The following is a 23,813-nucleotide window of genomic DNA, read 5'->3' as shown; positions in this document are numbered from 1 at the left end:
ATAATGCGTCTGAATTTTGCGTCGAGCGTCGGGTCGGACGTGACGAATTCGGCCGTGACGGAGGGTCGACGCAGGGGGGGCGGGGGCGCCATGAGTTTGCCGGTCGCAATCGGGGACGTGATCGCGGACAAATACCGCGTCGATCGTCTCCTCGGCTCCGGCGGGATGGGGGTGGTGGTCGCGGCCACGCACCTCGAGCTGCGCACGCGCCGCGCGATCAAAGTGATGCAGCCCCACGTCGTCGCCTCGGCCCTCTGCGTCGAGCGCTTCCTGCGCGAGGCGCGGGCCCTGTCCGAGCTCCGCAGCACGCACGTCGCGCGCGTTTACGACGTCGGACGCCTGCCGAACGAGGCGCCCTTCATGGTCATGGAGTACCTCGAAGGACAAACCTTGCTTTCGCGGCTCGCCGAGATCGGTCCGCTACCCGTGGAGGAGGCGGCGGTTCATGTGCTGCACGCGTGCGAGGCGCTCGCCGAGGCCCACGCGCTCGGCATCGTGCACCGCGACCTCAAGCCCGACAACCTCTTCCTGACCCAGGCCCACGACGGTTCGCCCTGCGTCAAGGTGCTCGATTTCGGCGTCTCGAAGCTCCTCCACGACGAGGGGCCGACACGCACGAGCACCGGCGCGATCGTGGGCTCACCGCTGTACATGTCGCCCGAGCAGATCAACGCCGCGCGCGACATCGACGGGCGCAGCGACATCTGGGCGATGGGGATCATCCTCTTTCAGCTCGTCACGGGGGAATGCCCTTTCGGGGGCAGCAACGTGCTGCAGATCCTCGCCCAGCTCGCGAACAAGAAGCCGCCCGCGCCTTCGTCGCTGCGGCGAGACCTGCCTCCGGCCCTCGACGCGGTGGTCTTGCGTTGCCTGGAGAAGGACCGCGAGCGGCGCTACCCGGACATGGTCGCCCTCGCGCGTGATCTCGCGCCGCTCGCGCGCCCCGACCCGGAGCCGCCCGCGGCGCTCGTCGCGCGTATCGAGCGCGTGCACGCCCTGGCGACGAAAAAAGCCGCGATGTCGACCGCCGCAGAGCCGGAGGCCCATGCGAGCTTCGTGCTGCGCGTCGATCGAGCGAGCGACCTCGGCCGCACGCCGCCGCCCTGGACACGCGCGGGCATTCAAACGACGATTTCGGCCGAGGGCCCCACGCTCCCGTCGCACGCCTTCGAGCCGACCGAGACGCTTGCGGCCAAACCCCGGCGCACCCTGCTGCGGCATTTCGCGGCGGTCACGATCGCGCTCGGGCTCAGCGTGTCGCTCGGGGGATTCTTTTACGAGATGTCGCCCGGGGCCCATACGGCCACTTCGCCGGTCCCCGCCGCATCGTCCTTTTTGCTCCCTCCCCTCCCCGCAGCGCTTCCGAGCACGGGTTTGTCCGCGTCGGAGGAGGCTCCCAAAGAGGCACCCAATGCCGCGACGGCGGCTGCTTCCGTCGGGGTCGTTCCGATTTCGTCGGGGTCGGCGCCTCCTTCGACCACAGGGCGGACGGTTTTTCCACAGAATCGCTCGACACCCCGACCTCCTCCGCGCTATTGACGAACATCTACTGCGCGAGGACGGCTGCGCCATGGCGCACGGGGGCTTGCCTAGAATGGTCCTACTGGCTCGCGTAATCGTCGATAGGAATCACCCCCGCGGCGGGTGGCGTGGGCCCACGGGCCGCGCCGCTGCCCGCTTCCTCGGAGCCGCGTTCGCCGTGACGCTCGCGGGGAGCGCGGCCGCCGAGGGGCCGCCGGATGTCCGCGCGGCCGCGGAAAAACTCTACCAGGACGCCTACGTGCTCGCGCTCGAGGGTCACCACGCGCGCGCTTGCGAGATGTACGAGGAGAGCGATCGGCTCGACCCGGCGAACGGGACGAAGCTCGAGCTCGCCAGGTGTTACGAGGCGACGCAGCGCCCCGCGAGCGCGTGGGCGCTCTACGTCGCCGTGGCCGAGGCCGACAAGGCGACCGGGAAAAACCGGGCGCGCGAGGCCGAAGCACGCGCCCGCGCAGACGCCCTCGAAGCCGATCTGCCGCGCCTCGTGCTGATGGTGCCGGCCTCCGTCGGAGGTCGGAAAGGTTTCACGATCACGCGCGACGCGGTGCCGGTCGGCGAGGCGCTCTGGGGCACGCCGATCCCCGTGGACCTCGGAAAACACACGATCCGCGTCATCTGGCCGGACAAACAGGCCTGGGAGGGCGTCGTGAACGTGTCGAAGAATGGCGAGACCGTGACCGTGGCCATCCCGGCGCCCGCGGCGTGGGCGACGCACGGGCGCGAGGTGCCACGCGGACGCGACGAACGGCGAGGCGTGGGCCCTCCGCCCGTCCTGTCCCTGGCGCTCGGAGGCGTGGCCCTCGCGGGGTTCACGGTCGGCGGCGTGTGCGGCGGGCTGGCCTTCTCGAAATGGGCGGAGGTCGAGCAGATGGCGCCCAGGCAATGCCGCTCGCCCGCGGGTTTGTCCGGGTGCACGCAGGCCGTCGCCGACAAGGGAACGGAGGCCTCGCGGTTCGCGGCGGCGTCGACGACGGGGTTCGTCGTGGGAGGCGCCGCGCTCGCCGCCGGCGCGATCGTCTGGCTCACGGGTGGGTCGGGCAAGCGGCCTTCTGCCGGGCGTATCGAGATCCTGCCGGCCGCGGGGCCGGCGGGCGTGGGGGGTGTCGTGCGAGGAGAATTTTGATGAGAGGCACGGCACGGCCACGTGGTGTTCGTGTTCTCGGGGCGCTCGCCGTCGCGACCACGAGCCTTTCCGCCTGCGGGCTCGTGGTGGGCATCGAGCCCATCGGCGTCACCTCGGGCGCGGGCGGCGGAGGCGGAGGCGGATCAGGCGGCGGCACCGGCGGGGGCGACGCGGACGGCGGTCCCGGAGGCGCGCCTCCACACGGGCTCGGCTGCGACGACGCCATTCCGCTCGTCTTCGTGGACTGGGGCACGGTGGAGTTCGATGCCGAGACAACCGCGGCGCCGAGCATGATCGAGAGTGGTCCGTTCACGGGGTGCACCACGTCGAGCGGTCCGGAGCACGTGTACGTCTTCGACGCGGAGCAGACCGGATATCTCACGGCGAGCCTGCCGGCCACGGCGACGAGCTTCAACAGCGTGCTCTACGCGCGCCGGACGAGCTGCTCGAACCCGGACGGGGTCGTCCTCTGCCACGACCAGGTCGCCCTCGGCGGCGAGTTCCTTTCGTTCCCGGTCACGGCGGGCGAGCGGATCTACCTCTTCGTGGACGGCCGCACGCCGGAGGATCGGGGCGCCTACCACCTGACCGTGAGCTTCTTTCCTGGCACGAGCTGCGCGGGCCCGGTGCCCGTCGTGCTCGGCACGGCGATCGGCACCTCCGCCACCGTGCTCGGCATGAACAAGGCCGGCCCGGACAACGACGCGAAATGCGGGGCGTGCGCCACGAACCCGTGCGCGGGGGAAGGACGACAGACGATTTATTCGATCAAGGCGCCGCTCGCGAAGGAGATCGAGGTGAAGCTCGACGCGACCTTCGACGCCGTGCTCTACGCGCGCACCGATTGCGAGAACGACATGTCCCAGCTCGCGCAGGAGGGGTGCGTCGACGCGCCGGAGAAGGGCGACGAGGTCATCCGCATCCCCGGCGGCGTGACGCCGACGATCCTCTTCGTCGATACCAACGCGGCGAGCCCCGCGGGCCCCTTCTCGATGCTGCTCACCCTGAAATGAGCGATGGTCCGGCGGGCAGGCCCATCCGGCGTCCATGCTTCCGGTTGGTCCCCGAAGACCCCAGGTACGCCGCCGGGGGGAATCATGAAGCAAGCCGCGATGAAGGATCCCAAGGACCTCGGGCAGAAGCCTCCGTTCCCGGCGCAGGAGCAGGAGTACCCAGGCGTCGAGTCGGGCATGCAGCCTCGACCGGACCACGGGGAGACGTCCTACCGAGGGCTCGGTCGGCTGAAGGATCGCGTCGCGCTGATCACGGGCGCCGACAGCGGCATCGGGCGCGCCGTCGCGATCGCCTACGCGCGCGAGGGTGCGGACGTGGGCATCGCGTACCTGAACGAGCACGAGGACGCGAACGAGACGAAGCGCCTCGTGGAGGAGGCGGGGCGGAAGGCGGCGCTTTTCCCCGGCGATCTCTCGTCGGACGCGGCGTGCAAGAAGCTCGTGGAGGACGCCGCGAAGGCGTTCGGCCGCATCGACATCCTCGTGAACAACGCGGCCGAGCAGGGCAAGACCGTCGAGAACTTCGAGGAGCTCGACGCCGAGCGCGTGGAGCGCACCTTCCGCGTGAACATCCTCGCGATGTTCCACATCGTCCGGCACGCGCTGCCGCACATGAAGCCGGGGAGCGTCATCATCAACACGTCGTCGATCCAGGCCTACCAGCCGAGCCCGGAGATCCTCGACTACGCGGCCACGAAGGGCGCGATCGTGACGTTCAGCAAGGGCCTGTCGCAGGCGCTGATCGGGCGCGGGATCCGGGTGAACACGGTGGCGCCGGGGCCGGTGTGGACGCCGCTCGTCGTGCAGTCGTTCCCGGCGAACAAGAACGCGCGCTTCGGGGAGAACAGCCCCATGGAGCGGCCCGCGCAGCCGGCGGAGCTCGCGCCGGCGTACGTGTTCCTCGCGTCGAACGAGTCGAGCTACGTGAACGGCGAGGTGCTCGGGGTCACGGGCGGCAAGCCCCTCGGCTGACCCAAGCGGCCGGCCGCCCTTTGGCCCACCGGCCCCCCTTCCGCTACCCTGCCGGGCGATGTCCTGGCCCACCCGCTCGCTCTGGATCGCGGCCCTCGCCGTGGCGTACGCCGCGGTCGCGGGGCTCTGGGCGACGGGCGGGGACGCGAGCACGTGGATCGCGCTGCTCTTGCCGCTCGCATGTGTGGTCGGCTGGAGGCTGACCGCGGAGGACAGGCGCGGCGACGATACGCTCGATCCAGGCGCGCGCTCGGCCGCGCGGCTCACGATCGCCGGCGCCTCGCTCTTCGCCGCCTCGCGGTGCGGGGCGAACACGCCGGGCTTCGTCGCGGGCGAGAACCTCGGCGTGGCGATGGCGGCGCTCGGCTCGCTCTGGGCCATCGCCCGGATCAAACCTCTCGGCGGGCTCGCCGAGCCGAGTCCTTCGGCGCGCAGGCTCGATGCGGCCGCGTTCGCCGCGCTTTTCTGGGTGGTCGCGGCGGCGCTGCCCGGCGCGGCCGCGATGTTTCCCGAGCGCACCGAGGGGCTCGATCCGCTGCTCATCGATTACGCGACCGTGGCCGCGTCGATCGGCTCGCTCGGCGTTTCGCTCTTCGCGGCGGCGCGGCTCGCGGCCACGCGGCGCGCGGAGATCGGCGTGGCGGAGCGGGCGCAGGCGGCGCTCTGGCTCGGCTCGATCGCGCTCGCCGTGGGCATCCTCGCGGCCGCGGCGCGTGTCCTTCCGCCCGAGCGGGTCCTGCCGATCGCGGTGGTGCTCGCGTCGCTCGGCGCGGCGTTCGCGGCGGCGAGCCGCGAGCCGGAGACGGTGCTCTCGGTCCTTCGGCTCACGCTGGCGACGACGGGACTCGCCGCGCCGATCGCGCTCGGCGCGGTCTACGCGGCGCACGTGCGGCCGGCCTTGGCGGGGCCGGTCGCGTTCGGGGCGGCGGGGGCGGCCGCGATGGCGGCGCTCGTCGCGCAGAGGATCGCGCATCGGGCGGGGCCCGGGAGTGGTCGGCTCCTGCCGGCGCTCGAGGCCGCCACGCGCGCGGCAATGACGCCCGATCCGGAGGAGGCGCTGCGGTCGGCGCTCTTCGAGCTGCGCGGCGCGCTCGGGCAAGGCGGCGATCCGCCTGCGCTCTACCGGTTCTTCCCGGCGGAAGAGGTGAGCGTCGATCGCGCCGGCTTCTTGCACACGAAAAAGGCCGAGATGCCGCCGCGTCTGGTCTCGCTCGCGGACGCGGAGCCCGAGCGGATCCTGCGGATCGAGGTGATGCACGCGGTCTCGGTGCGAAAGCCCGAGGTGCGTCCGCTCATCGCGTGGATGGAGGACAACCACCTCTCGGCCGTGAGCGTGGTGCGCGACGTGGACGGCCCGATCGGGGCGCTCACGGTCCCTGCGGGGGCGCGGGTCGCGCCGAAGACGCTCGCGGACGTGCGGGCGCTGCGGCAGCTCTCGGATCGGCTGGCCGCGGTGCTCGGCGTGTCGTCGATGCTGTCGCGCTCGCGCGAGCGTGAGCTCGTGGCGCGGGACGACCTCGACAAGCTCGAAGCCGAGCGCGCGCGCCTCGCCACGGAGCTCGGGCGCATCGAGGGCCAGTTCGAGGCGGTGGCGAAGGGCTTCGAGCAGCGGGCGCGGGTCGCGCTCTACAGCCCCGCGGCGCAGGCGGCGGTGCAACGGCTGGAGCAGCTCGCGGCCGCGGACGTGCCCGTCACGCTGCTGACGTCGCCCGGCATCGACGCGGTCGCGTGGGCGGCGCTCGTGCACCTCGCGTCGGCGCGGAAGAAGGGCGTGATGGTGATCGTGGACGGGACGAACCCGGCGGAGCACGACCCGGCGAAGTGGCAGGATCGGGCCGGCTCGCCGCTCGTGCTCGCCGCGGGCGGGACGCTCGTCTTGCTCGACGCGCACGTGCTGCCGGAGCTCGTGCAGATGCGGATCGCCTCGGGCCTGCCTTCGGACGTGGGGCTCGTGGTGGCGCTGCCGGGCACGGTGGACTCGCTCGCGGCGAGCGGGAAGCTCTCGGAGGCGCTGGCGGATCGGCTCGGCGATCGCTCGGTGGCGCTGCCGGTGCTCGCGTCGCGCGGGGAGGATCTGTCGCTGCTCGTGCTGGAGGCGCTGACCCGCATCGGCAAGCGCCTGCGGCAGGCGCCGCTCGGGATCGATCCGCGCGCGCTCGCGGCGCTCGTGGACCACGAGTTCCCGGGCAACGACGCGGAGCTCGAAGCGATCCTGTTCCGGGCCGCGCTCGCGACGCCGCCGGAGGCGCGTGCGGTGACGATGCGGGAGCTCGAAGCCGCGGGGTTCTCGCCGCCGCCGGGGAGCGAGCGCAGGGCGCGCGGGACGGGGCCGTTGCCGCAGCCGCGGAGGAAGCGGTCGTCGAAGACGACGTAGCGGGGCGGGAACGAAAACGGCCGTCCATCGCCATGGCGCGTGTGGTGCCTACACGCGACCACGACGTAAGTTCACCCGGATCCCTCGTCGACGAGACCCCGGAGGAGATCGGACCTCGTCGGGTGCCTGGTCGACGAGGCCCCGGCGAGGTCCGATCAGGGCGGGGGGCTCGACGACGAGGCAGCGGGCGGAGTCCGATCACGGCGGGGGCCTCGACGACGAGGCAGCGGGCGGAGTCCGATCACGGCGGGGGGCTCGGCCGCGAGGCAGGTCACGTCGGTTTGTGCCGATGGCCGCGCCTGGCTAGTCTCCGGCCATCATGGCAGACGCGATTTCGCCCCACGTCGTTCAAGCCCTGGCGCCGACCGGACAGCTCCGCGCGGCGATCAATTTCGGCAATCCTGTCCTGGCGCAGAGGGACCCGATCACCGGCGAGCCGCGCGGGGTCTCCGGCGAGCTCGCGCGCGAATTCGCCAAACGACTCGGCATCCCGATCGAGTTCGTCACCTTCGACGCCGCTGGCAAGGTATTCGAGGCTTTGAAGCGCGGCGAATGGGACATCGCCTTCCTGGCGATCGATCCCGTGCGCGCGGCCGAGATCGACTTCACGGGGCCTTATGTGCTGATCGAGGGCGCCTACGTCGTGCCGAAGGACTCGCCCATCCAGATTACCGACGAGGTGGACCGCGACGACATCCGTGTCGCCGCCGCCAAGGGCAGCGCGTATGAACTTCATCTGACGCGGACACTTAAGCGCGCCAAGGTCGTCACACAGCCGACCGGCTCCGAGGCCTGCAAGATGTTCCTGCGCGACAAGCTGGAGGTCGCCGCCGGCGTGAAGCAGCCGATGACCAAGTTCGCCGAGGAGCATCCCGAGACGCGCCTGATCCCCGGCCGCTTCATGGCGATCGAGCAGGCGATGGGCATGCCGAAGGGCCGCGACGCAGGCGTGCGCGTGCTCCGCGCGTTCGTCGAGGAGATGAAGGCGTCCGGCTTCGTCGCGAGGGCGCTCGAGCAGAGCGGCCAGAACGAGGCGGTCGTCGCGCCGCCGACGCCGATTTGATCCGCGCGTATTCACCGTCGCGGGGGTGGCGCGTGTCCTCGCGCCCTCACCCGGCGCACGCGATGCGCGGAGCTTGCGCGCCGAGCGCGCCCGTCTTCGGCAGGCGGAACCAGAATCGGCTCCCGCGGCCGAGGACGCTGTCGACGCCCACGGTGCCGCCGTGCGCCTCCACCACCTCGCGCACGATCATGAGCCCGAGGCCCGTGCCCGCCATGCCGGTGTTTGCCCGGGCGTAACGCTGGAACAGCTTCGGGATCTCGTTCGCCGGGATGCCGGTGCCCGTGTCCTCCACCGCTGCCTCGATGTACGTGTCCGTCTCTTCGAGCGTGGCCGTGATCATGCCGCCGCGCGGGGTGAACTTGATGGCATTCGAGAGGAGGTTGGCGACGACCTGCCCGAGCCGCCGGCGATCGGCGACCACCGCGGGCCGCTCCGCGCGCCGCATCTCGAACGAGAGCTCGCCCGAGACGAGCAGCGGACGCAGTACGTCGGCGACGGTATCGACGAGCGACACGAGGTCGATCTCTTCCTTGACGAGCTTGAAATGCCCGCCTTCGAGGCTCGCGAGGTCGAGGAAGTCGTTGATCATCCCCACGAGCGCGCGGATCGAGCCCTGCATCTTGTGCAGATCGACGACGGCCTCGCGCGGGATGGGCCCGTGTTTGCCCATGAGGATGAGCTCGGAGCGCATCAGCATCGCGCTGAGCGGCGAGCGCAGGTCGTGCGCGATGATCGAATAAAAATCCAGCCGCCGCACCTCGGCCATCCGCCGCGCGGTCACGTTGCGCAGCGCGAGGATGGTCGAGCCTCCGCCGAGGTCGACGGGAAAAACGCGGACCGTCGGCGCGTACACCTCGTCGCTGATCGTGATGTCCGGCAGTGCAAATGCGGACGCGCCCGCGGCGGCCGCGAAGAGCTCGGCGGAGAGCTCCGGCAAGAGATCGCAGATCGACTGACCGACGAGCCTCTGCGGCGAGAAACGATGGAGCGCCTTTTGCGCCTCCGGGTTCGCATACGTGATTCGTTGCGCTTCCCCCAGGACCAAAAGTGCGTCCGGAACGTTCGCCAATACCTGGCGCACCGCCACCTCGGCTTTTTCGGCGCGTTCGAGCAACGTTATCGAGCGCACGAGCGCGTCCACGCGGGCCTCGAGCTCGCTCGTCGCGTATGGCTTCGATATGTAGTCGTTGGCGCCGGCCGATAGCCCCTCGACCACCTGCTCGGTTTGCTGTCGGGCCGTGAGCAGCAAAATGCCCATGCGGGCGTGCGTACTGTTCGCTCGAACGAACCGACAAACTTCGATACCGGAAACACCTGGCATCAACCAATCGAGCACGAGCACGTCGGGCCGCGCCTGATGGCTCCCCAGCGATTCCAGGACGGCCGTGCCATCGGGAAAAACCTGAACGTCGTAATGATTTACCAGGGCGCGGCGAGCGCGCTCGGCATCGAGAGCGGAGTCATCGACGATCCAGACGACCCGCCTCTGGGGAACGCGATTTGCAGCGGACATGGCCCTCACATCGCTACACTGCGGCCGTCTCCCTGTCAATGTGCCGAGGCCGGATTCCCGGCTCCAGCGAACGCGCGCACGCTGCAATGTGTCCATGGATGATTGGACGTCAAAACGAGTACGCGCATTGTACATGAGCGCGCTTGACGGGCTCGGAGAAGGAGGTTAATGGACGGACCTCGGGGGGCCGGGGGCGCGTGACGGAAATACTCGTCGTAGACGACAGCAAAGTGATGCGTGAAATGATCGTCGCGTGCCTGCGCGTGATCGAGGCCTTCACCTTCACGCACGCCGCGAGTGGTCTCGAGGCCATCGAAAAGCTGGCGCTCAAAGACTTCGATCTCGTGGTCCTCGACCTCAACATGCCCGACATCGGCGGTTTCGAGGTCATCGAGTTCATCCGCGGCCAGGACAAACTCAAGCGCCTGCCCATCCTCGTCGTGACGACGCGAGGGGATGAAGGATCGCGATCGCGCGCCCTCGGCGCCGGCGCCTCGCAGTTCATGACGAAACCTTTCACGCCCGATGCAATCCTGGCGAACGTGCAATCCATGCTCCGCCAGGATGCGGCGGGATTCCATGAGTAGCGCGTTCGACGCGAGCGAATTTCTGGCCGGGTATCTGGTCGAGGCCGAGGAGCACCTCTCGGCCTCGACGATGAACCTGCTCGCCGTCGAGGGCTCGCTCCGCAAAGGCGAGAACAATCCGCGGGCCGTGCGCGAGCTCTTTCGCTCGCTCCACACGATCAAGGGCCTCTCCGCAATGGTGGGCGTCGAGCCCATCGTGGACATCGCCCACGCCATGGAAACGGTGCTGCGCCAGGCCGATCGCGCGGCCGGGGCGCTGTCGGCGAAAGCGGTCGAGGCCCTGCTCGCGGGGCTACGCGCCATTGGGGAGCGCGTGCGCGCGCTGTCGACGAACGCGCCCGTCGCGCCCGCGCCCCCGCACCTGCTCGATGCGCTCGCGGCGCTGGAGATCACGAAAAACGAGGTGCCCCAGGCGGTCGAGCTCGACCTCGAGCCCGCCGTGCTCGGCAAGCTCTCGGCCACGGAGAAAGCCCAGATCATTCAGGGCGCGGAAGGCGGGCGGCGCGCGTTGCGGGTCGACTTCGTGCCGTCGCCGGCCCGCGCGGCCGAGGGGATGACCATCACGACCGTCCGCGAGCGCATCGGCACGTTCGCGGAGATCGTGAAGGTCGTGCCGCTCTCGATCCCGATGAGCGACGCGGCCCCCGGCGGGCTCGCCTTCGCCCTGCTCGTTCTCACGGACGTACCCGACGAAGAGCTCGCGGCGGCGGTCGGCACCACGCCGGAGCTCGTCCGGAGGGTGCTCCACCCCCGGCCCGAAGGCGGGGCGGATCCGCTCGACGAGCCGTCGAGCGCCGAGGAAGACGTCGGCGAGACCGAGGGGCGGAGGCGTGGGGTCGTGCGCGTCGACGTGGCGCGCCTCGACGACGCGCTCGAACGGCTCTCGGCGCTCGTGATCACCCGCTTCCGCCTGGCGCGCGCGGTGGATGCGCTCGCCGCGCAGGGCGTGGCCGTGGGCGAGCTCGGCGACATCGTGAAGAGCTACGGCCGGCAGGTGCGGGATCTGCGCGGCGCGATCATGCGCGCCCGGATGGTGCCCGTCGCCGAGCTGCTCGAGCGCGTGCCGCTCATCGTGCGAGGGCTGAGCCGCACCACGAAGAAGCCGGTCCGCGTCGCGATCGACGCCGGCAAGGCCGAGCTCGACAAGGCGGTGGCGGAGCGGATCTTCCCGGCGATCGTGCACCTCCTCCGCAACGCGGTCGACCACGCGATCGAGCCCCCGGCCGAGCGGCGGCACCTCGGAAAGCCCGAGGAGGGCCTCGTGCGGGTGACGTGCTTCGAGCGCTCCACGAACCAGCTCGAGCTCGGCATCATCGACGACGGGCGCGGCATCGACCGCGAGGCGGTCGCGCGCAAGGCATCCCGCCCCGTGCCCGAGAACGACGCGGCCCTGCTCGATCTCATCACCCAGCCGGGGCTGACGACGCTCGAACAGGCGACGAAGACGAGCGGGCGCGGGCTCGGGATGGACATCGTGCGGCGCGCGGTGGTCGAAGAGCTCGGCGGCGAGCTGTCGCTGCGCACCACGCCCGGCGTGGGCACGACGTTCACGCTGCTCATCCCCCTGACGATCACCATCGTCGACGCTTTCTCCTTCGTTTGCGGCGATCAGACGTTCGTGGCGCCGGTCGCGGCGATCGAGGAGGTCGTCGAGGTCGCGCCGGCGGGGCTCGTGCGCGGGCCTTCGCGGCATACACGCTTCGGCGAGGTGAGGTTCATGGAGCGGCGCGGGGAGATCGTGCCGCTCGTGAACCTCGCGTCCGTCTTCTCGCTCGCCTCCGGGGACGAGCCGAAGGCGCTCGTCGTGCGGCGCAACGGGACGCCCCTCGCGTTCGGGATCCAGCGGATGGTCGGGCAGCAGGAGGTCGTGATCCGGCCGCTCGAAGATCCGCTCGTCAAGGTGACCGGCGTCTCCGGCTCGACCGATCTCGGCGACGGCCGGCCCACGCTGGTCCTCGACCTCGTGGCGCTGAGCGGCGCGCTTTCCCAGAACCGCACGGAGGTGCCCGTATGAGCGAGCTCTACGTCGTCTTCAAGGTCGAGGACGGCGAATACGTTCTTCCGGCGTCGGACGTCTTGCACATGGAGTCGTTCGCCGGCGCGACGAAGGTGCCGGGGACGCAGTCGTACGTCGCGGGGCTGATCCACATCCGCGGCCGCGTCGTGCCGGTCGTCGATCTGCGCCTGCGCTTCGGATTGCCGAGGATCGAGCCGACCCTGGATTCACGGGTCATCGTGGTCCAGAGCGGCGAACGCACGGTGGGGCTGCTCGTCGACAGCGCGCGCGAGATCATGAAGATCGCGCCGGAAGGCCTCTCGGCGCCGCCGTCGTGGATGGGGGGCGAGAGCGCCGGGTTCGTGAAGAGCGTGGCCCACGTCGAGCGCAGGCCGGGCGAGAAGCGCCTCGTGATGCTGGTCAATTTCTCGAAAATCATCGGTCAGGAAGGCATCTATGTCGACGAACGGAACGTCTGAGATCGACCTCGCACTCTCGAAGGCGGCAGAGGCGGAGCGCGAGCTGCGCCGGACGGCCACGCAGGCGAACGCACTCGAGCAAGCCGCGTCGCGCCTCGCCGCGGGGACCGAAGGACGGGCGTCGTCGGGTGAGGAGCTTCGCGCCTCCCTGGACGAGCTCGCGGACGAGGTCGAGTCGACGAGCCTCTCGCTGCAGGCGCTCGCGCGCGCCGAGCAGCGGATCCGCGAGGACGCGGGCGAGGTGCTCCGGGGCCTCGAAGCCACGGCGACGGGGCTGCAACAGCTCGCGCCGAGCATCGGCAGCGTCCGGAGCGACACGGAAGCGCTCGCGGCCTCGGCGGAGGGGACGGCGGCGGGCACGGAGGAGATCGCTCGTTCGATCAAGGGCGTCGGCCAGAACGCCGAGGAGCTCGCGACCGCGAGCGAGGAGCTGCTCGCGACGTCGCTGGCGAACACGAAGGACCTCGCCGATCTCGCCGAGCGGGGCGAGTCGAACGCGGTTTCGATGGAGGAGGTCGCGACGACGATCGAGCAGATGGCCAAGGGCATCGGGCGGCTCTCCACGGACGCCAAGGGCGTCGGCGAGCGGATCCTCGGCATGGCCACGGCCGTGACGAGCGCGGGCACGACGCTCGAACGGGTGACGCGGGACGCCGCCGAGATGGCGAGCGCGGTCGAGGAGACGTCGGCCACGGCCGAGCAGATGGCGCGGTCGATCAAGAGCGTCGCCGATCATGCGAAGGGGCTCGAAGAGGCCGCGGCGGGGAACGCCAGCTCGATCACCGAGATCGCGGCGTCCGTGGAGCAGGTCGCGGTGACGGCCGAGCGGAACGCCGCGGTGATCGAGGCGAACGCGGCAGCCGCGGAGCAACTCGCGCGCTCGGCGCAGTCGATGGCGCAAGGCGCCGAGCAGATCAACCAGCTCGCCGCGACGAGCGCCGCGGCGTCGGCGCAGGTCGAGGCCTCCACGCGGCGCATCGTCGAGATCGCCGTGAGCGCGCGCAAGACCGCCGACGAGAGCGTGGCGACCGCGCGGGAAGGGGCCGCCACGGTGGGGAAATCCATCTCGGGCCTCGGCAACATCCGCCAGGCGATGGTCGAGTCGGCGGGCGTGATGAAGGAGATGGGCCGCCGCGCCGAGGAGATCGGCGACATCGTGCAGACGATCAACATGATCGCGGACCGCACGAACCTCCTCTCGCTCAACGCGAGCATCGAGGCTGCGCGGGCAGGCGAGCACGGGCGAGGTTTTGCCGTCGTCGCCGAGGAGATCCGCGCCCTGTCGGATCGCGCGGCCGCGGCGAGCGCCGACATCGCCAAGATCGTCCGGGGCCTGCAGGGCACCGCGCGCGAAGCCGTCAGCGCGTCCGTGGAGGGCGTGAAGACCGCAGAAGACGCCTCGCGCCTCGCCGTCGACGCCGAGCGCGCGCTCGGGACGATCCTCGAAGGCGTGGAAGGGCTCGGCCGGTCGGTCCGGGAGGTCGAGCGGGCGAACGGCGAGCAGGTCCAGGCCGTGACCTCGATGGCCCAGATCGCCGCGCGCGTGAACGACGAGGGCAAGGCGATCGCGCGCGGAGCCGCCGAGCAGACGAGCGCCATCCAGTCGCTCGCGCAGGGCAGCAGCGAGATGCGCCGCATGGCCCGGCAGACGAAGGAGGCGACGGGCGAGCAGGCCCGCAGCCTGCGCGACGTCGTCCGCGCCAACACGCTCCTCACGCAGAACGCCGAGAAGGTCTCGCGGGCGATGAGCGAGCAAGCAGCCGGGGCCGTGCAGCTCGCCAAGGCGGCCGTGCAGATGCGCGCGCTGACGCACCAGACGAGCGCGGCGATGGCCGAGCAGACACGGGCGCTCACGGGCGTGGGCGCGCTCGCGCAGGAGGTCACGAGCGCGGCGCAGCGGATGATCACGGGCCTCGGCGAGCAGGCGGCCGGCGCGGCCGAGGTGGCGCGGGCGGTGGACGACGCGCGCAAGCAGGCCCTGCAGGTCGCCCGCGTCGTGGCCGAGCGTTCGCGCGCGGCCAAGCAGGTCGACGCGGCGTCGCGTCAGGTCGCCACGCTGGCGGCGGCGGTGAAGGCCGCGGCCATCGAGCAGACGAAGGCCACCGCGGCCCTCGCGAAGGAGGGCGAGGCCGTGCGGCGCATCGCGAAGCAGGCCGCGCGCGCGGTCGCCGAGCAAGCGGAGACGGTCGCGATGCTGGCCACGAGCGCGACGCGGCAGACGACGGCCATGCAGACGATCGCGGGCTCCTCCTCGGAGCAAGCGAGCGCCGCCGAGAAGCTCGCGAAGGCGTTCGTCGACTTGCGCGGGCGCACGCGCGCCGCGGCCGGCGCGCTGCTCGTGCAGGCGCGGGATGCGCTCGCCGCGCGGGACACGCTGGGGCAGGTCGTCGATCAGGTGGCGCGCCTCCGGGACGCGAGCGCGGGGCACGCCGACACCGTGGCGAGCCTGTGGTCGGCGCTCTCGAGGCTACGGCCGCCCACGAACGGGGCCGCCGGAGGAGCGACATCGGAGTCATGAGCACGGACCCAGGGAGTTTTACGTTCTCGGACGCGGAGAAGGAGCGCATCGAGGAGATCCGCAGGCTCGAAGCGATGGGCGCTTCCGGCGCGCCGGAGCTCGTCGAGATGCTCGTCGACCCGAGCTGGACCGTGAGGCGCAGGGTGGTCGCCGCGCTCGCCGCCATGGGCGACGTCGCGGTGGCGCCGCTCTGCGACGCCCTGCGCGACAGGCGCGACAACGAGGCGCGTATCGCCGCCGCCGTCGACGCCCTCTCGGCCTCGGCCGGGAATGCCGATCCGGTGGTGCTCGAGCTCGCCGACGCCGAGAGCCCGGCCGTCCTCGCGGACGCGGCGCAGATCCTCGGCCGTCGCAAGAGCACGCTCGCGCTGCCCCGGCTCGCCGAGCTCGCCTCGCATCCCGACGACAACGTGGCCGTCGCCTCGATCGAGGCGCTCGGGCGCATCGGGGGCCGGCGCGTGGTGGAGGCGCTCGTGCGGGTCGTGACGGGCGGCAACTTCTTCCGCACCTTCCCGGCCATCGACGTGCTCGGCCGCAGCGGCGATCCCCGCGCCGTCGCGCCGCTCGCCGATCTGCTCCTCGACATGCGGTACATGCTCGAAGCCGCGCGCGCCCTCGGCCGCACCGGCAATCGTGCCGCGGTCGCGCCGCTCGTGCGTCTGCTCACGCGGCCCGGCGACGCGATCGTCCGCGCCGTGGCCCTCGCGCTCGCGGAGCTGCGCGAGAGGCACGCCGAGCTCTACGGTGTGGTCGCGCCGATCGACGAGGCGCTGCGCCGCGCGGTCCCCGTGCCCCAGACCGTGCGGCGATTCGTCCAGGGCCTGCGCGGCGCGGGGCAGGCCGAGCAGATCGCGATCTGCGCGGTGCTGGCAGCGCTCGGGAGTGAAGCCGCGATCCCGGATCTCCGGCCGCTGCTCGACGGCCCGCCCACCGTCGCGGCCGCGGCCGCCGACGCGCTCGTCCAGCTCGGGCAAAGCTCGGACGCGCGTGTCCTCGACGCCCTGCGCGACGGCGACTCGCCTCGTCGCCTGCTCCTCCTGCCGCTCGTCACGAGCCGCGCCGCGATGACGGAGGTCATCCGCTGCCTCGGCGACATCGACCCCGAGGTTCGGTCCGCGGCGTGCGACGCGCTCGGCCGCATCGGCGATCCCTCCGCGGTCCGCGTGCTCTTTCCGCTCCTCGCGGACCCGAACGGCCGTGTCGTGCACGCGGCGAGCTCGGCGATCCAGTCGCTCGGCAGCACGGACACCGAGGCGCTCGCGCTTTCGGCCGCGCGGAGCGAGCGCCCCGCCGTCCGTCGGGCCGCGCTGCGGATCCTCGGGTATTTTGGCTACGACGCGGCGCTGCCGGTGTTCCTCGACGCCCTCGGCGATCCCGACACGCGTGTCCGCGAGGTCGCCATCGCCGGGTTGCCTTACCTCGACGCGCCGGCGGCCCTCGACGCCCTGTTCGCGCTGGCGACCGGGCCCGATGCGCGCACGCGCGCCGCGGCGGCGCGTGCCCTCGGGCAATCGACCGCGGAGCCGCGTGTCGTCGCCTGCCTCGTGGACGCGCTCGGCGACGTGGACGCGTGGGTCCGTTATTTCGCCTGCAAATCGCTCGGCCGGCTGGGAGACGAGGATTCGGCTCCGCGCATCGCCGCGCTGCTCGACGACGAGGCGGGGCACGTGCGGGTCGGGGCGGTCGAGGCGCTCGCCTACCTGCGGGGCGAGGTCGCCGCCGTTGCGCTGCAGAAGGCGGCCGAGGAGCGTGATCCCGACGTCCAGCGTGCTGCGCTCATCGGCCTCGGCCTCATGGCACGGCCCGAGCTGATCCCGCACCTCGTGGCCGGCATGGCCTCGCCCGACGTCGCGACCCGGATCGTGGCGGTCTCGGCGATCGCGGGCGTGCCTTCACCCGAGGCCCTGCCGGCGCTCGTGCGGGCGGCCGGGGACGGGGACGAGAGCGTCGCCGCGACGGCGATGGGCATCCTCGCGCAGCGGCCCGGGGTCGAGGCCACGCGGGCGCTCGTCGAGCTTTACGCCGCGAATCCGTCGGCGCAGCGGGCGTTTGCCGCGCTCTCTGCGCCCTTGCCGGGCCGGATCGAGGGCCTCCTTTCGGCGCTCGCGACGGCGGACGACGAGCTTTCTGCGCGGCTCGCCTCGGCCCTCGCGCGGATGCGCCGTGACAGCGCGAACGAGGCGCTCCTCTCGGCGCTCGGCCTTCCGAACCCTGCGGCGCGCAAGGCGGCCGCGACCACGCTCGCGGCGCTCGGCACGCGGCAGGCCCGCGCCGCGCTCGAGCAGGCGGCTTCGGTGGACCCGGATGCCGAGGTCCGGCGGGTGTGCTCGCTCGTCGTGGCGCAATGGGGCGCATGAGCGGATTGCCGATATCTCCCCAAGTCTTCGCCATCCTCAGCGCCTTGATCGAGGAAAAACTCGGCATCCATTACGGACCCCTCGACAAGGACCTGCTCGGCGACAAGGTCGCGTCGCGGGCCGTCGAGGCGGGGTTCGATTCATTGCTCGATTATTACTATTATCTGCGTTACGACCCGGCGGGACCTGTCGAGCTCGATGCGCTGGCCGAGGTCCTCGTCGTCGGCGAGACCTATCTCTTCCGCGAGCTCGATCAGCTCGACGCTTTGGTGCGTCAGATCCTCGTGCCCCTCGCCGAGGCCTCGGGATCACGCGCGGTCCGGGTCTGGTCGGCTGCTTGCGCGACCGGGGAGGAGCCTTACAGCATGGCCATGCTCCTCGCCGAGCGTGGTTTGCTCGATCGGGTGGAGATCGTCGCGAGCGACGTGAGCGCGCGCTCCCTCGCGGCGGCGCGGGCGGGCGAATACGGCCCTCGTTCGCTGCGCAGCCAGGTGAACGTCCCGCCCGTCGCCTGGCGCTTCATGCAGAGACATGGCGAACGTATCGTGGTGAATGACGAGATCCGCCGAGCCGTCGATTTTCGTCGCATCAATCTGCTCGACGGAGATGGCATCGAAAAACTCGGGCGCTTCGACGCCATCGTTTGTCGAAACGTACTCATTTATTTCCAGGACGCGACGGCGCGGCGCGTGATCGACGCGCTCACGCGGGTCCTCGTGCCGAACGGCGTCCTGCTCGTGGGGGTATCGGAGTCGCTCTTGCGGCTCGGCACGGCGCTCCGGTGCGAAGAGCGCGGCGGGGCCTTCGTCTACCGAAAGGTAGGCTGAGGGCTCCGGCATGGGAACACCCATCCGGGTCCTCGTCGTCGACGATTCGGCTTTCGCGCGCAAGGTCTTGCGGGAGGTTTTGAGCAAGCAGCCGGGCATCGTGGTGGTCGATATCGCGCGGGATGGGCTCGACGCGCTCGAAAAGATCGCCGAGCACCACCCCGACGTCGTCGTGCTCGACCTGGTGATGCCGCACCTCGACGGCATCGGCGTATTGCGCGCGCTCCCGACGACCGGCGCGCCCGCGGTCGTGGCGGTCAGCATCTCCGACGCGGAGAGTGAGCTCGGCAAGAAAGCGCTCGCGTACGGGGCGGTCGATCTGGTTCAGAAGCCCACCTCGCTCGCGACCGATCGGCTGTACGAGTTATCGAACGACCTCGTGGTCCGCGTCCTTGCAGCGGCCCAGACCCGGCGAAGCATGGCGCCGGAAATGGAAGCGCCGGCCGTGCAGCCGTCCTTGCATTCGACGAGCCTCGTCGTCGTCGGGGCCTCCACGGGCGGCCCGCAAGCGCTCACGCGCCTGTTCACCTCGCTTCCGCGCGATTTTCCGGTGCCCGTCGTCGCGGCCCTGCACATCCCGGCGGGGTATACCGATGCGCTCGCGCGTCGCATGGACGAAGCGAGCGCGGTCTCCGTCAAGGAGGTCACGGACGAGCAGGAGCTCTCCCCCGGCCTCGTGATCCTCGCGCGTGGAGGCACGCACGTACGGGTTGAGCGACGGGCGGGGCGGCCCTATGCGTGCACCGAGGAAGGCCACATCGAGGCCTTGCACCGCCCGTCGGTGGATCTCCTGTTCCGGAGCGCAGCCGACGCATTCGGCGCCGGCGCGCTCGGCATCGTGCTGACGGGAATGGGCGACGACGGCCTCGCGGGAGCACGCGCCATTCACGCGGCGGGCGGGAGGCTCCTCGTCGAATCGGAATCGTCGTGCGTCGTTTATGGCATGCCGCGCTGTGTTCGGGAAGCGGGCCTCGCCATCGGAGAAGCGACGATCGACAAGATGAGCGAGCTGCTCCTGCGGCACGTCGCCTGAGCTTCAGCCCGCTCCGCCCGCCATCCGCATTCGCTCGTACAGCGCGTGATAAAGCCCATTCCCCAGGGCCCGACGCACCGCCGCCTTCGCCCCGCCGAGCACGCGGGCCGGGAGGAGCCATGCCGGCGATGCGGTCGCGAGGGCCTCGAATTCGCGGGGCGACGTGCCCTGACGAACCGCGAGCCGGCAGAGCACCACGCCCTCGGGCAAACGCCCCGGCCTGTGCGCGCCGATCCGCGAGGAATGGAACACGCGATAACCGAGCAGGATCCCCGCCTCCACGTCGCGCGGGCGGAATCGGCCGCCGGGGAACGAGATCTGCTCCACCACGCGGCCCACGTGGTCCTCGATCGTCGCCTTGGAATCGCGGAGCTCCGCGCGCGCCTCGTCCTCCGGCAGGTCGTCGAGGAATCGATGCGTCCGCCCGTGGGAGCCGATCGACATGCCGAGGTCCGCCATCTCGCGGAGCTCGGACCACCCGCAAAATCCCGGACGTTTTCCGATGAAATCGGACGTGACGAAAAACGCAGCACGGAGCCCCCGCCGCAAGAGGCGCGGCAAAGCGTGCCGGTGGTTGCTCGCGTGGCCGTCGTCGAACGTGAGCACGACACGATTCCTCGTATCGAGCCCTCGGGGAAGCACGGCAGGGTCGGCCACCGGGAGCCCTTTTCGCGCCAGGATGTCGAGCTGCGCCTCGAATGCGTCCACGGAGACGGCGTACGGACGATCCGCCGCGTCGATCGCCAAAAGCTCCCGCTCGCCCTCGTAGAGCGCGTGATACATCAGGACGACGAGTCGGCTCATGTCTTCTCCCACCGCGCGTCGGTGCGACCTTCGAGGTAGTTGCGGAGCGCCAGCACCGAGGCCCGGTTCAATTCGACGAACACCTCCGCGAAGCTCACGAGCCGGCTGCGCCGCAGCGCCGGGATGGCCGCGCCCACGAAGGAGAGCGTATAAAACGCGCCCTGGAGCGTCGCCGCGGCCCGGTAAAACGGCCCGGGGGCCAGCACGGAAGACACGTACATCACGCCGAGCGCGTAAGGCACGAGGAGCCGGAACCATTTGTGCGAGACGAACTGCACCCAGAGCGGGTTCTGCCACGGCACGAACAGCCACCGGTGCCGCGCGAACGACTGGAAATTGCCGGTGAGCGTGCGAATCTTCCGTTTTCGCTCTCCGTCCACGTCTTCCTGCAGCTCGTCGTACATCATGGCCCGCGGCTCGAAGACCACGCGGCGACCGCGGCGCGCGAGGTGCATCGGTTGCTCGAAATCGTCGAGCAGCGTCCCCGGTTCGAGCGGCGTGTAATCCTCGCGCCGGATCGCATACAGCGCGCCCGTGACGCCGACCGTCGAGGCGAAGCGGCTCTCCGCCTTCCGGATCCATTTCTCGTATCGCCAGTAAAGCCCGATGTGCGCCGCGGCCCGCGTCCTCGGATCGACGTGCAAGAGCTCTCCGCTCACCGCCCCGACGCCGGGCTGCAGCAAGCGGGCCACGAGGTGACGCAAGGCCTGCGGCTCGATCCGCTGGCGAACGTCCGCGAACACGACGATCGGGGTCTCCACATGGGCCATCGCCACATTCAATGCGTACGCCTTGCCCCGCCGCTCCGGGACCCGGAGGAGCGTCACGTCGGGCTCGCGTTCGAGGATGGACTCCGTCGCGTCCGTCGACCCATCCGAGACGAAAAGGAAACGCAGGCGACCCTGCGGATAATCGAGCGCGCGGAGGTTCTCGACCTTGGCCTTGGCCCGCGCCGCTTCGTCATGAACCGCGATCACCACGGTCACGGCGGGCCATTCGCCCACGACGTCCGGCTCCGTGGGCTCCTCGTGTCGAAATCGGGACAGAGCCCAGATCCCGACCGGATATCCGGCATAGGTGTATGCCACGAACGCAAATGCCAACCAGAACAAGAGATCCATGGCCCCCCGCCCCCGGATCGCGGGCGCCCGACCCCCGGCGCGCCACGCGTGACCCCAGCCGGTCTCCCACACGTATCTCTAGCGTCCCTCCCCGGCCAGCGCACCTCGCTTTGAGGTCGAAATATCGGAGGCCGGCAACCAGGCTCCCGCGAACGCCTCTCAGCGAAGCTCGACGAGCTCGCCGTCCGACGGAGCGACCTCGACGATACGCGCGCCCTCGGCGCCGCGGACCTCCACCTTCGTGACCGGCTCGCAGCTCCCCGCCGTGCATCGACCGAGCGCGCACGTTCCCTGCTTGCACGGCCCCGCGCCCCTCGACGGGATCGTGATCCACAAAGGCGAGACGCCGAGCTTCTTGCCCCCGACGAACACGTCCAATCCCGGCGGATCCGTCCGCAGCTCGACGGCCGTTTTTCCGGCCGTGACATTGGGCCTTGGCCCCTTCGCCTTTTCGAGCTCCGGCGGGGGCGGAGGCGGCACGGGGAGCAGCGGCGGCGTGGGCAACACGGGCGGCGAGACGACCTCGACCCGGGGCTCCGGGACCGGGGGCGGAGGCGGCGCCGTTTGTCCGAGGAGGTTTGCCCCCACGAGCGCTGCCGGCACCGAGACACCTCCGAGCACGGCGCCGCCCACGCGCCACGGCGAGACGGGATAACGAGGCGCATGCACCCGCCGGTCCGTCCCGAAGACCCAGAAGCTCCGCGTTTCCTTGCCCCAGCGATAACGCCCCTCGTACACGGGCACCGCGCGCACCACGAGGCGCTGACCGTGGAGCTTTTCGTTTTCCGGAAAGACGTGCGAAGCAATGAGCGCGTTCGCCGCCGCCTCCACGTCGGCGTTCACCCGCGTGAAAGCTCCGCGATACGGACCGGCCCCGCCTTCCCCGCCGCGCCCCGGCTCGATGCGGGCCTCTTCCTCGCTGTGGATCACGTCCCCGCCGGCGAGCCCCACGAGATCATCCGGGAGATCCGTCTTCTCGATTTGCCGCGAATTCGTGCGCGTCGACCAGCACACGTGGACACGCCGGAAATGACAGAGCCGCCCGAGCCCCGCGCAAGGGCTGCACGTGACGTTGCCGCTGCCGTTGCAGGTCGAGCACGTCACGCGCCCGCTGCCCCAGCACCCCGAGCAGGTCGACGTGTACGTCTCGGTCCGCGTCGACGTATTGCCCTGCGCGTCCGTCTCCGTGATGGTGCGTGTCTCCGTGGTCCGGCCGTCGCCCCCGCAGGACGAGCACGTCACGCGCCCGCCGCCGCTGCACGTGCTGCACGTGACGCGGCCGGCGCCGGTGCACCGATAGCAGGTGCGCACCTCGTCGGTATGCGGCACGCGCACGATGACGCGGTGCTCCTTCGTGAAGAGCGGCGGCATTTGCAGGAGAATCTCCCACGGCCCCGGCGCCCGCCCGTTCTCGCGCCCGTCGACGGGCCCGCCGCTGTACGGCTCGTGTGTCTCCTCCGGGACGCGTGTCTCCGTGTACGATTGAAACACGACGTCGAATGCGCCGCTCCGCTCGAACGAGGTCACGTCGAGCCGCGCCGCGAGCCCGCGCCGGCCCCACGTCGTCGTGCGTACGTGTTGCTCCAGAAAGAGGCGCGCGTCTTCGAGGGTGAGCGCGTCGGGGGACGTGGGCGAGGTCGCGGCGGGAGCGTCGTGCATCGGGTCCGGGACGCCGAGTCTACCCGAGCCGCCTTGGCAACGCACCGACATCGCTGTAACGTCGACGCGCTCGCAAACGATGGCTTTCTGGATCCGGCAAGACCAATTCGAGGTGCTGGAGCGCGACGTCGGCATCGCGGAGCTTCAGCGGGACGTGATCCGCAGGCTCGGCGAGCGCTCGCCCGGCTGCTTCGCCATCGTGCCGGAGCGCGCGATCGCCGCGGTGACGCGGCTCGGCGTCGAGCGCGCCGCGCGCCGCGGGCTCACCCGCGTGGGGCCGGTGCGTCTCTTCGTGGAGATGATGATCCTTTTCGGCTCCGCCTTCGACGACGACCCGCTCTTTCCCTGGGCCGAGGCCGTGCTCGTCGAGGCGCACCCGACGCAGGGCCAGAAGGCCGATCGCCTGCACGACGCGATGATGGAGTACCTCCGCGCCGTGCCCGGAATCGACCAGGAGCGCACGCTCGCGGCGATGCGACGGTTCGAGCCGATCGCCACGCGTGTGCTCTCCATGGACGTCTCGCCCGAGGCGATGCGCGAGGTGATCTTGCGGGAGACGCGCGCGCTTTCGCCCGAGCGGCTCGGCTACCTCGGGCCCGCGGGCGAGGCGAGGGCGGTCGATACGTGGGCGCGGCTCGCGGAAGCGCACGGATTGCGCGGCGGCGGGGCGGTCGTCTACGCGCTCCTCGCATGCCTGCTCGGACACGGCTTCGCGACGGACCCGCTCTTCGCGTGGGCGGACACGAAACTCCGCGGGGGCGACATGCAGGCGATCGTGGGCGAGGCAGGTCTTTATTGCGAGCGGATCCTCCGCTTCATGCACAAGGAGTGA

General features: G+C 70.9%; 18 protein-coding genes. 14 read left to right on the top strand and 4 right to left on the bottom strand.

From position 1 onward, the window contains the following. Positions 1-90 precede the first annotated feature (90 nt). The 6 genes from QHF84_RS30225 to QHF84_RS30200 all read left to right on the top strand — a co-directional run bounded on the left by QHF84_RS30225 (position 91) and on the right by QHF84_RS30200 (position 8,087). Positions 91-1,539 (top strand): serine/threonine-protein kinase, encoded by a 1,449-nt coding sequence (locus tag QHF84_RS30225; RefSeq protein ID WP_281316929.1) that lies wholly within the window; start codon positions 91-93, stop codon positions 1,537-1,539. 160 nt (positions 1,540-1,699) lie between these two features. After that, positions 1,700-2,665, top strand: coding sequence for a hypothetical protein (locus tag QHF84_RS30220; RefSeq protein WP_281316928.1), 966 nt, complete (start codon positions 1,700-1,702; stop codon positions 2,663-2,665). Continuing rightward, positions 2,665-3,678: a hypothetical protein gene (locus QHF84_RS30215; RefSeq protein ID WP_281316927.1), complete on the top strand. Its 1,014-nt coding sequence runs from the start codon at positions 2,665-2,667 to the stop codon at positions 3,676-3,678. The genes QHF84_RS30220 and QHF84_RS30215 overlap by 1 nt, the downstream gene beginning before the upstream one ends. An 84-nt stretch (positions 3,679-3,762) precedes the next feature. Next, entirely contained in the window at positions 3,763-4,650 is an 888-nt protein-coding gene (locus tag QHF84_RS30210) for an SDR family oxidoreductase (protein WP_281316926.1), read from the top strand. Positions 4,651-4,708: 58 nt separating this feature from the next. Continuing rightward, the gene (locus QHF84_RS30205) at positions 4,709-7,024 is read left to right on the top strand and encodes a hypothetical protein (RefSeq protein WP_281316925.1); all 2,316 of its coding nucleotides are present in this window, start codon (positions 4,709-4,711) and stop codon (positions 7,022-7,024) included. Positions 7,025-7,343: 319 nt separating this feature from the next. After that, positions 7,344-8,087, top strand: a complete 744-nt coding sequence (locus QHF84_RS30200; protein ID WP_281316924.1) for an ABC transporter substrate-binding protein — start codon at positions 7,344-7,346, stop codon at positions 8,085-8,087. 46 nt (positions 8,088-8,133) lie between these two features. On the opposite strand, the gene QHF84_RS30195 is transcribed toward QHF84_RS30200, so the two are convergent. Next, entirely contained in the window at positions 8,134-9,600 is a 1,467-nt protein-coding gene (locus QHF84_RS30195) for an ATP-binding protein (protein ID WP_281316923.1), read from the bottom strand. Between the two features lie 197 nt (positions 9,601-9,797). Here QHF84_RS30195 and QHF84_RS30190 point away from each other — a divergent pair, with 197 nt between their 5' ends. The 7 genes from QHF84_RS30190 to cheB are packed head-to-tail and all read left to right on the top strand — an operon-like array spanning position 9,798 to position 19,397. Next, positions 9,798-10,187: a response regulator gene (locus tag QHF84_RS30190; protein WP_281316922.1), complete on the top strand. Its 390-nt coding sequence runs from the start codon at positions 9,798-9,800 to the stop codon at positions 10,185-10,187. Then, complete coding sequence (locus tag QHF84_RS30185) at positions 10,180-12,201, top strand: chemotaxis protein CheW (RefSeq protein ID WP_281316921.1); 2,022 nt, start codon at positions 10,180-10,182, stop codon at positions 12,199-12,201. Before QHF84_RS30190 ends, QHF84_RS30185 begins: the two co-directional genes overlap by 8 nt. Next, positions 12,198-12,662, top strand: coding sequence for a chemotaxis protein CheW (locus tag QHF84_RS30180; RefSeq protein ID WP_281316920.1), 465 nt, complete (start codon positions 12,198-12,200; stop codon positions 12,660-12,662). The genes QHF84_RS30185 and QHF84_RS30180 overlap by 4 nt, the downstream gene beginning before the upstream one ends. Continuing rightward, the gene (locus tag QHF84_RS30175; protein WP_281316919.1) at positions 12,640-15,180 is read left to right on the top strand and encodes a methyl-accepting chemotaxis protein; all 2,541 of its coding nucleotides are present in this window, start codon (positions 12,640-12,642) and stop codon (positions 15,178-15,180) included. Before QHF84_RS30180 ends, QHF84_RS30175 begins: the two co-directional genes overlap by 23 nt. Then, positions 15,177-17,537: a HEAT repeat domain-containing protein gene (locus QHF84_RS30170; RefSeq protein ID WP_281316918.1), complete on the top strand. Its 2,361-nt coding sequence runs from the start codon at positions 15,177-15,179 to the stop codon at positions 17,535-17,537. The genes QHF84_RS30175 and QHF84_RS30170 overlap by 4 nt, the downstream gene beginning before the upstream one ends. Further along, positions 17,534-18,364, top strand: coding sequence for a protein-glutamate O-methyltransferase CheR (locus tag QHF84_RS30165; RefSeq protein WP_281316917.1), 831 nt, complete (start codon positions 17,534-17,536; stop codon positions 18,362-18,364). Before QHF84_RS30170 ends, QHF84_RS30165 begins: the two co-directional genes overlap by 4 nt. 10 nt (positions 18,365-18,374) lie before the next feature. Then, complete coding sequence (gene cheB / locus QHF84_RS30160; RefSeq protein WP_281316916.1) at positions 18,375-19,397, top strand: chemotaxis-specific protein-glutamate methyltransferase CheB; 1,023 nt, start codon at positions 18,375-18,377, stop codon at positions 19,395-19,397. Between the two features lie 3 nt (positions 19,398-19,400). On the opposite strand, the gene QHF84_RS30155 is transcribed toward cheB, so the two are convergent. From QHF84_RS30155 to QHF84_RS30145, 3 genes are all read right to left on the bottom strand, one after another. Then, the gene (locus tag QHF84_RS30155) at positions 19,401-20,201 is read right to left on the bottom strand and encodes a polysaccharide deacetylase family protein (RefSeq protein WP_281316915.1); all 801 of its coding nucleotides are present in this window, start codon (positions 20,199-20,201) and stop codon (positions 19,401-19,403) included. After that, positions 20,198-21,322 carry a glycosyltransferase family 2 protein gene (locus QHF84_RS30150; RefSeq protein WP_281316914.1) on the bottom strand — a complete coding sequence of 375 codons (1,125 nt, stop codon included), beginning with the start codon at positions 21,320-21,322 and terminating at the stop codon, positions 20,198-20,200. Before QHF84_RS30150 ends, QHF84_RS30155 begins: the two co-directional genes overlap by 4 nt. 159 nt (positions 21,323-21,481) lie before the next feature. Beyond that, positions 21,482-22,981: a hypothetical protein gene (locus tag QHF84_RS30145; RefSeq protein ID WP_281316913.1), complete on the bottom strand. Its 1,500-nt coding sequence runs from the start codon at positions 22,979-22,981 to the stop codon at positions 21,482-21,484. Positions 22,982-23,060: 79 nt separating this feature from the next. Here QHF84_RS30145 and QHF84_RS30140 point away from each other — a divergent pair, with 79 nt between their 5' ends. Further along, a complete protein-coding gene (locus QHF84_RS30140; RefSeq protein ID WP_281316912.1) occupies positions 23,061-23,813 on the top strand; it encodes a hypothetical protein in 753 nt (250 codons plus the stop codon).

The sequence above is a fragment of the Polyangium sp. y55x31 genome, assembly GCF_029946505.1.
Taxonomy (GTDB): Bacteria; Myxococcota_A; Polyangia; order Polyangiales; family Polyangiaceae; genus Polyangium.
This window is presented reverse-complemented; position numbering and strand designations above follow the sequence as displayed.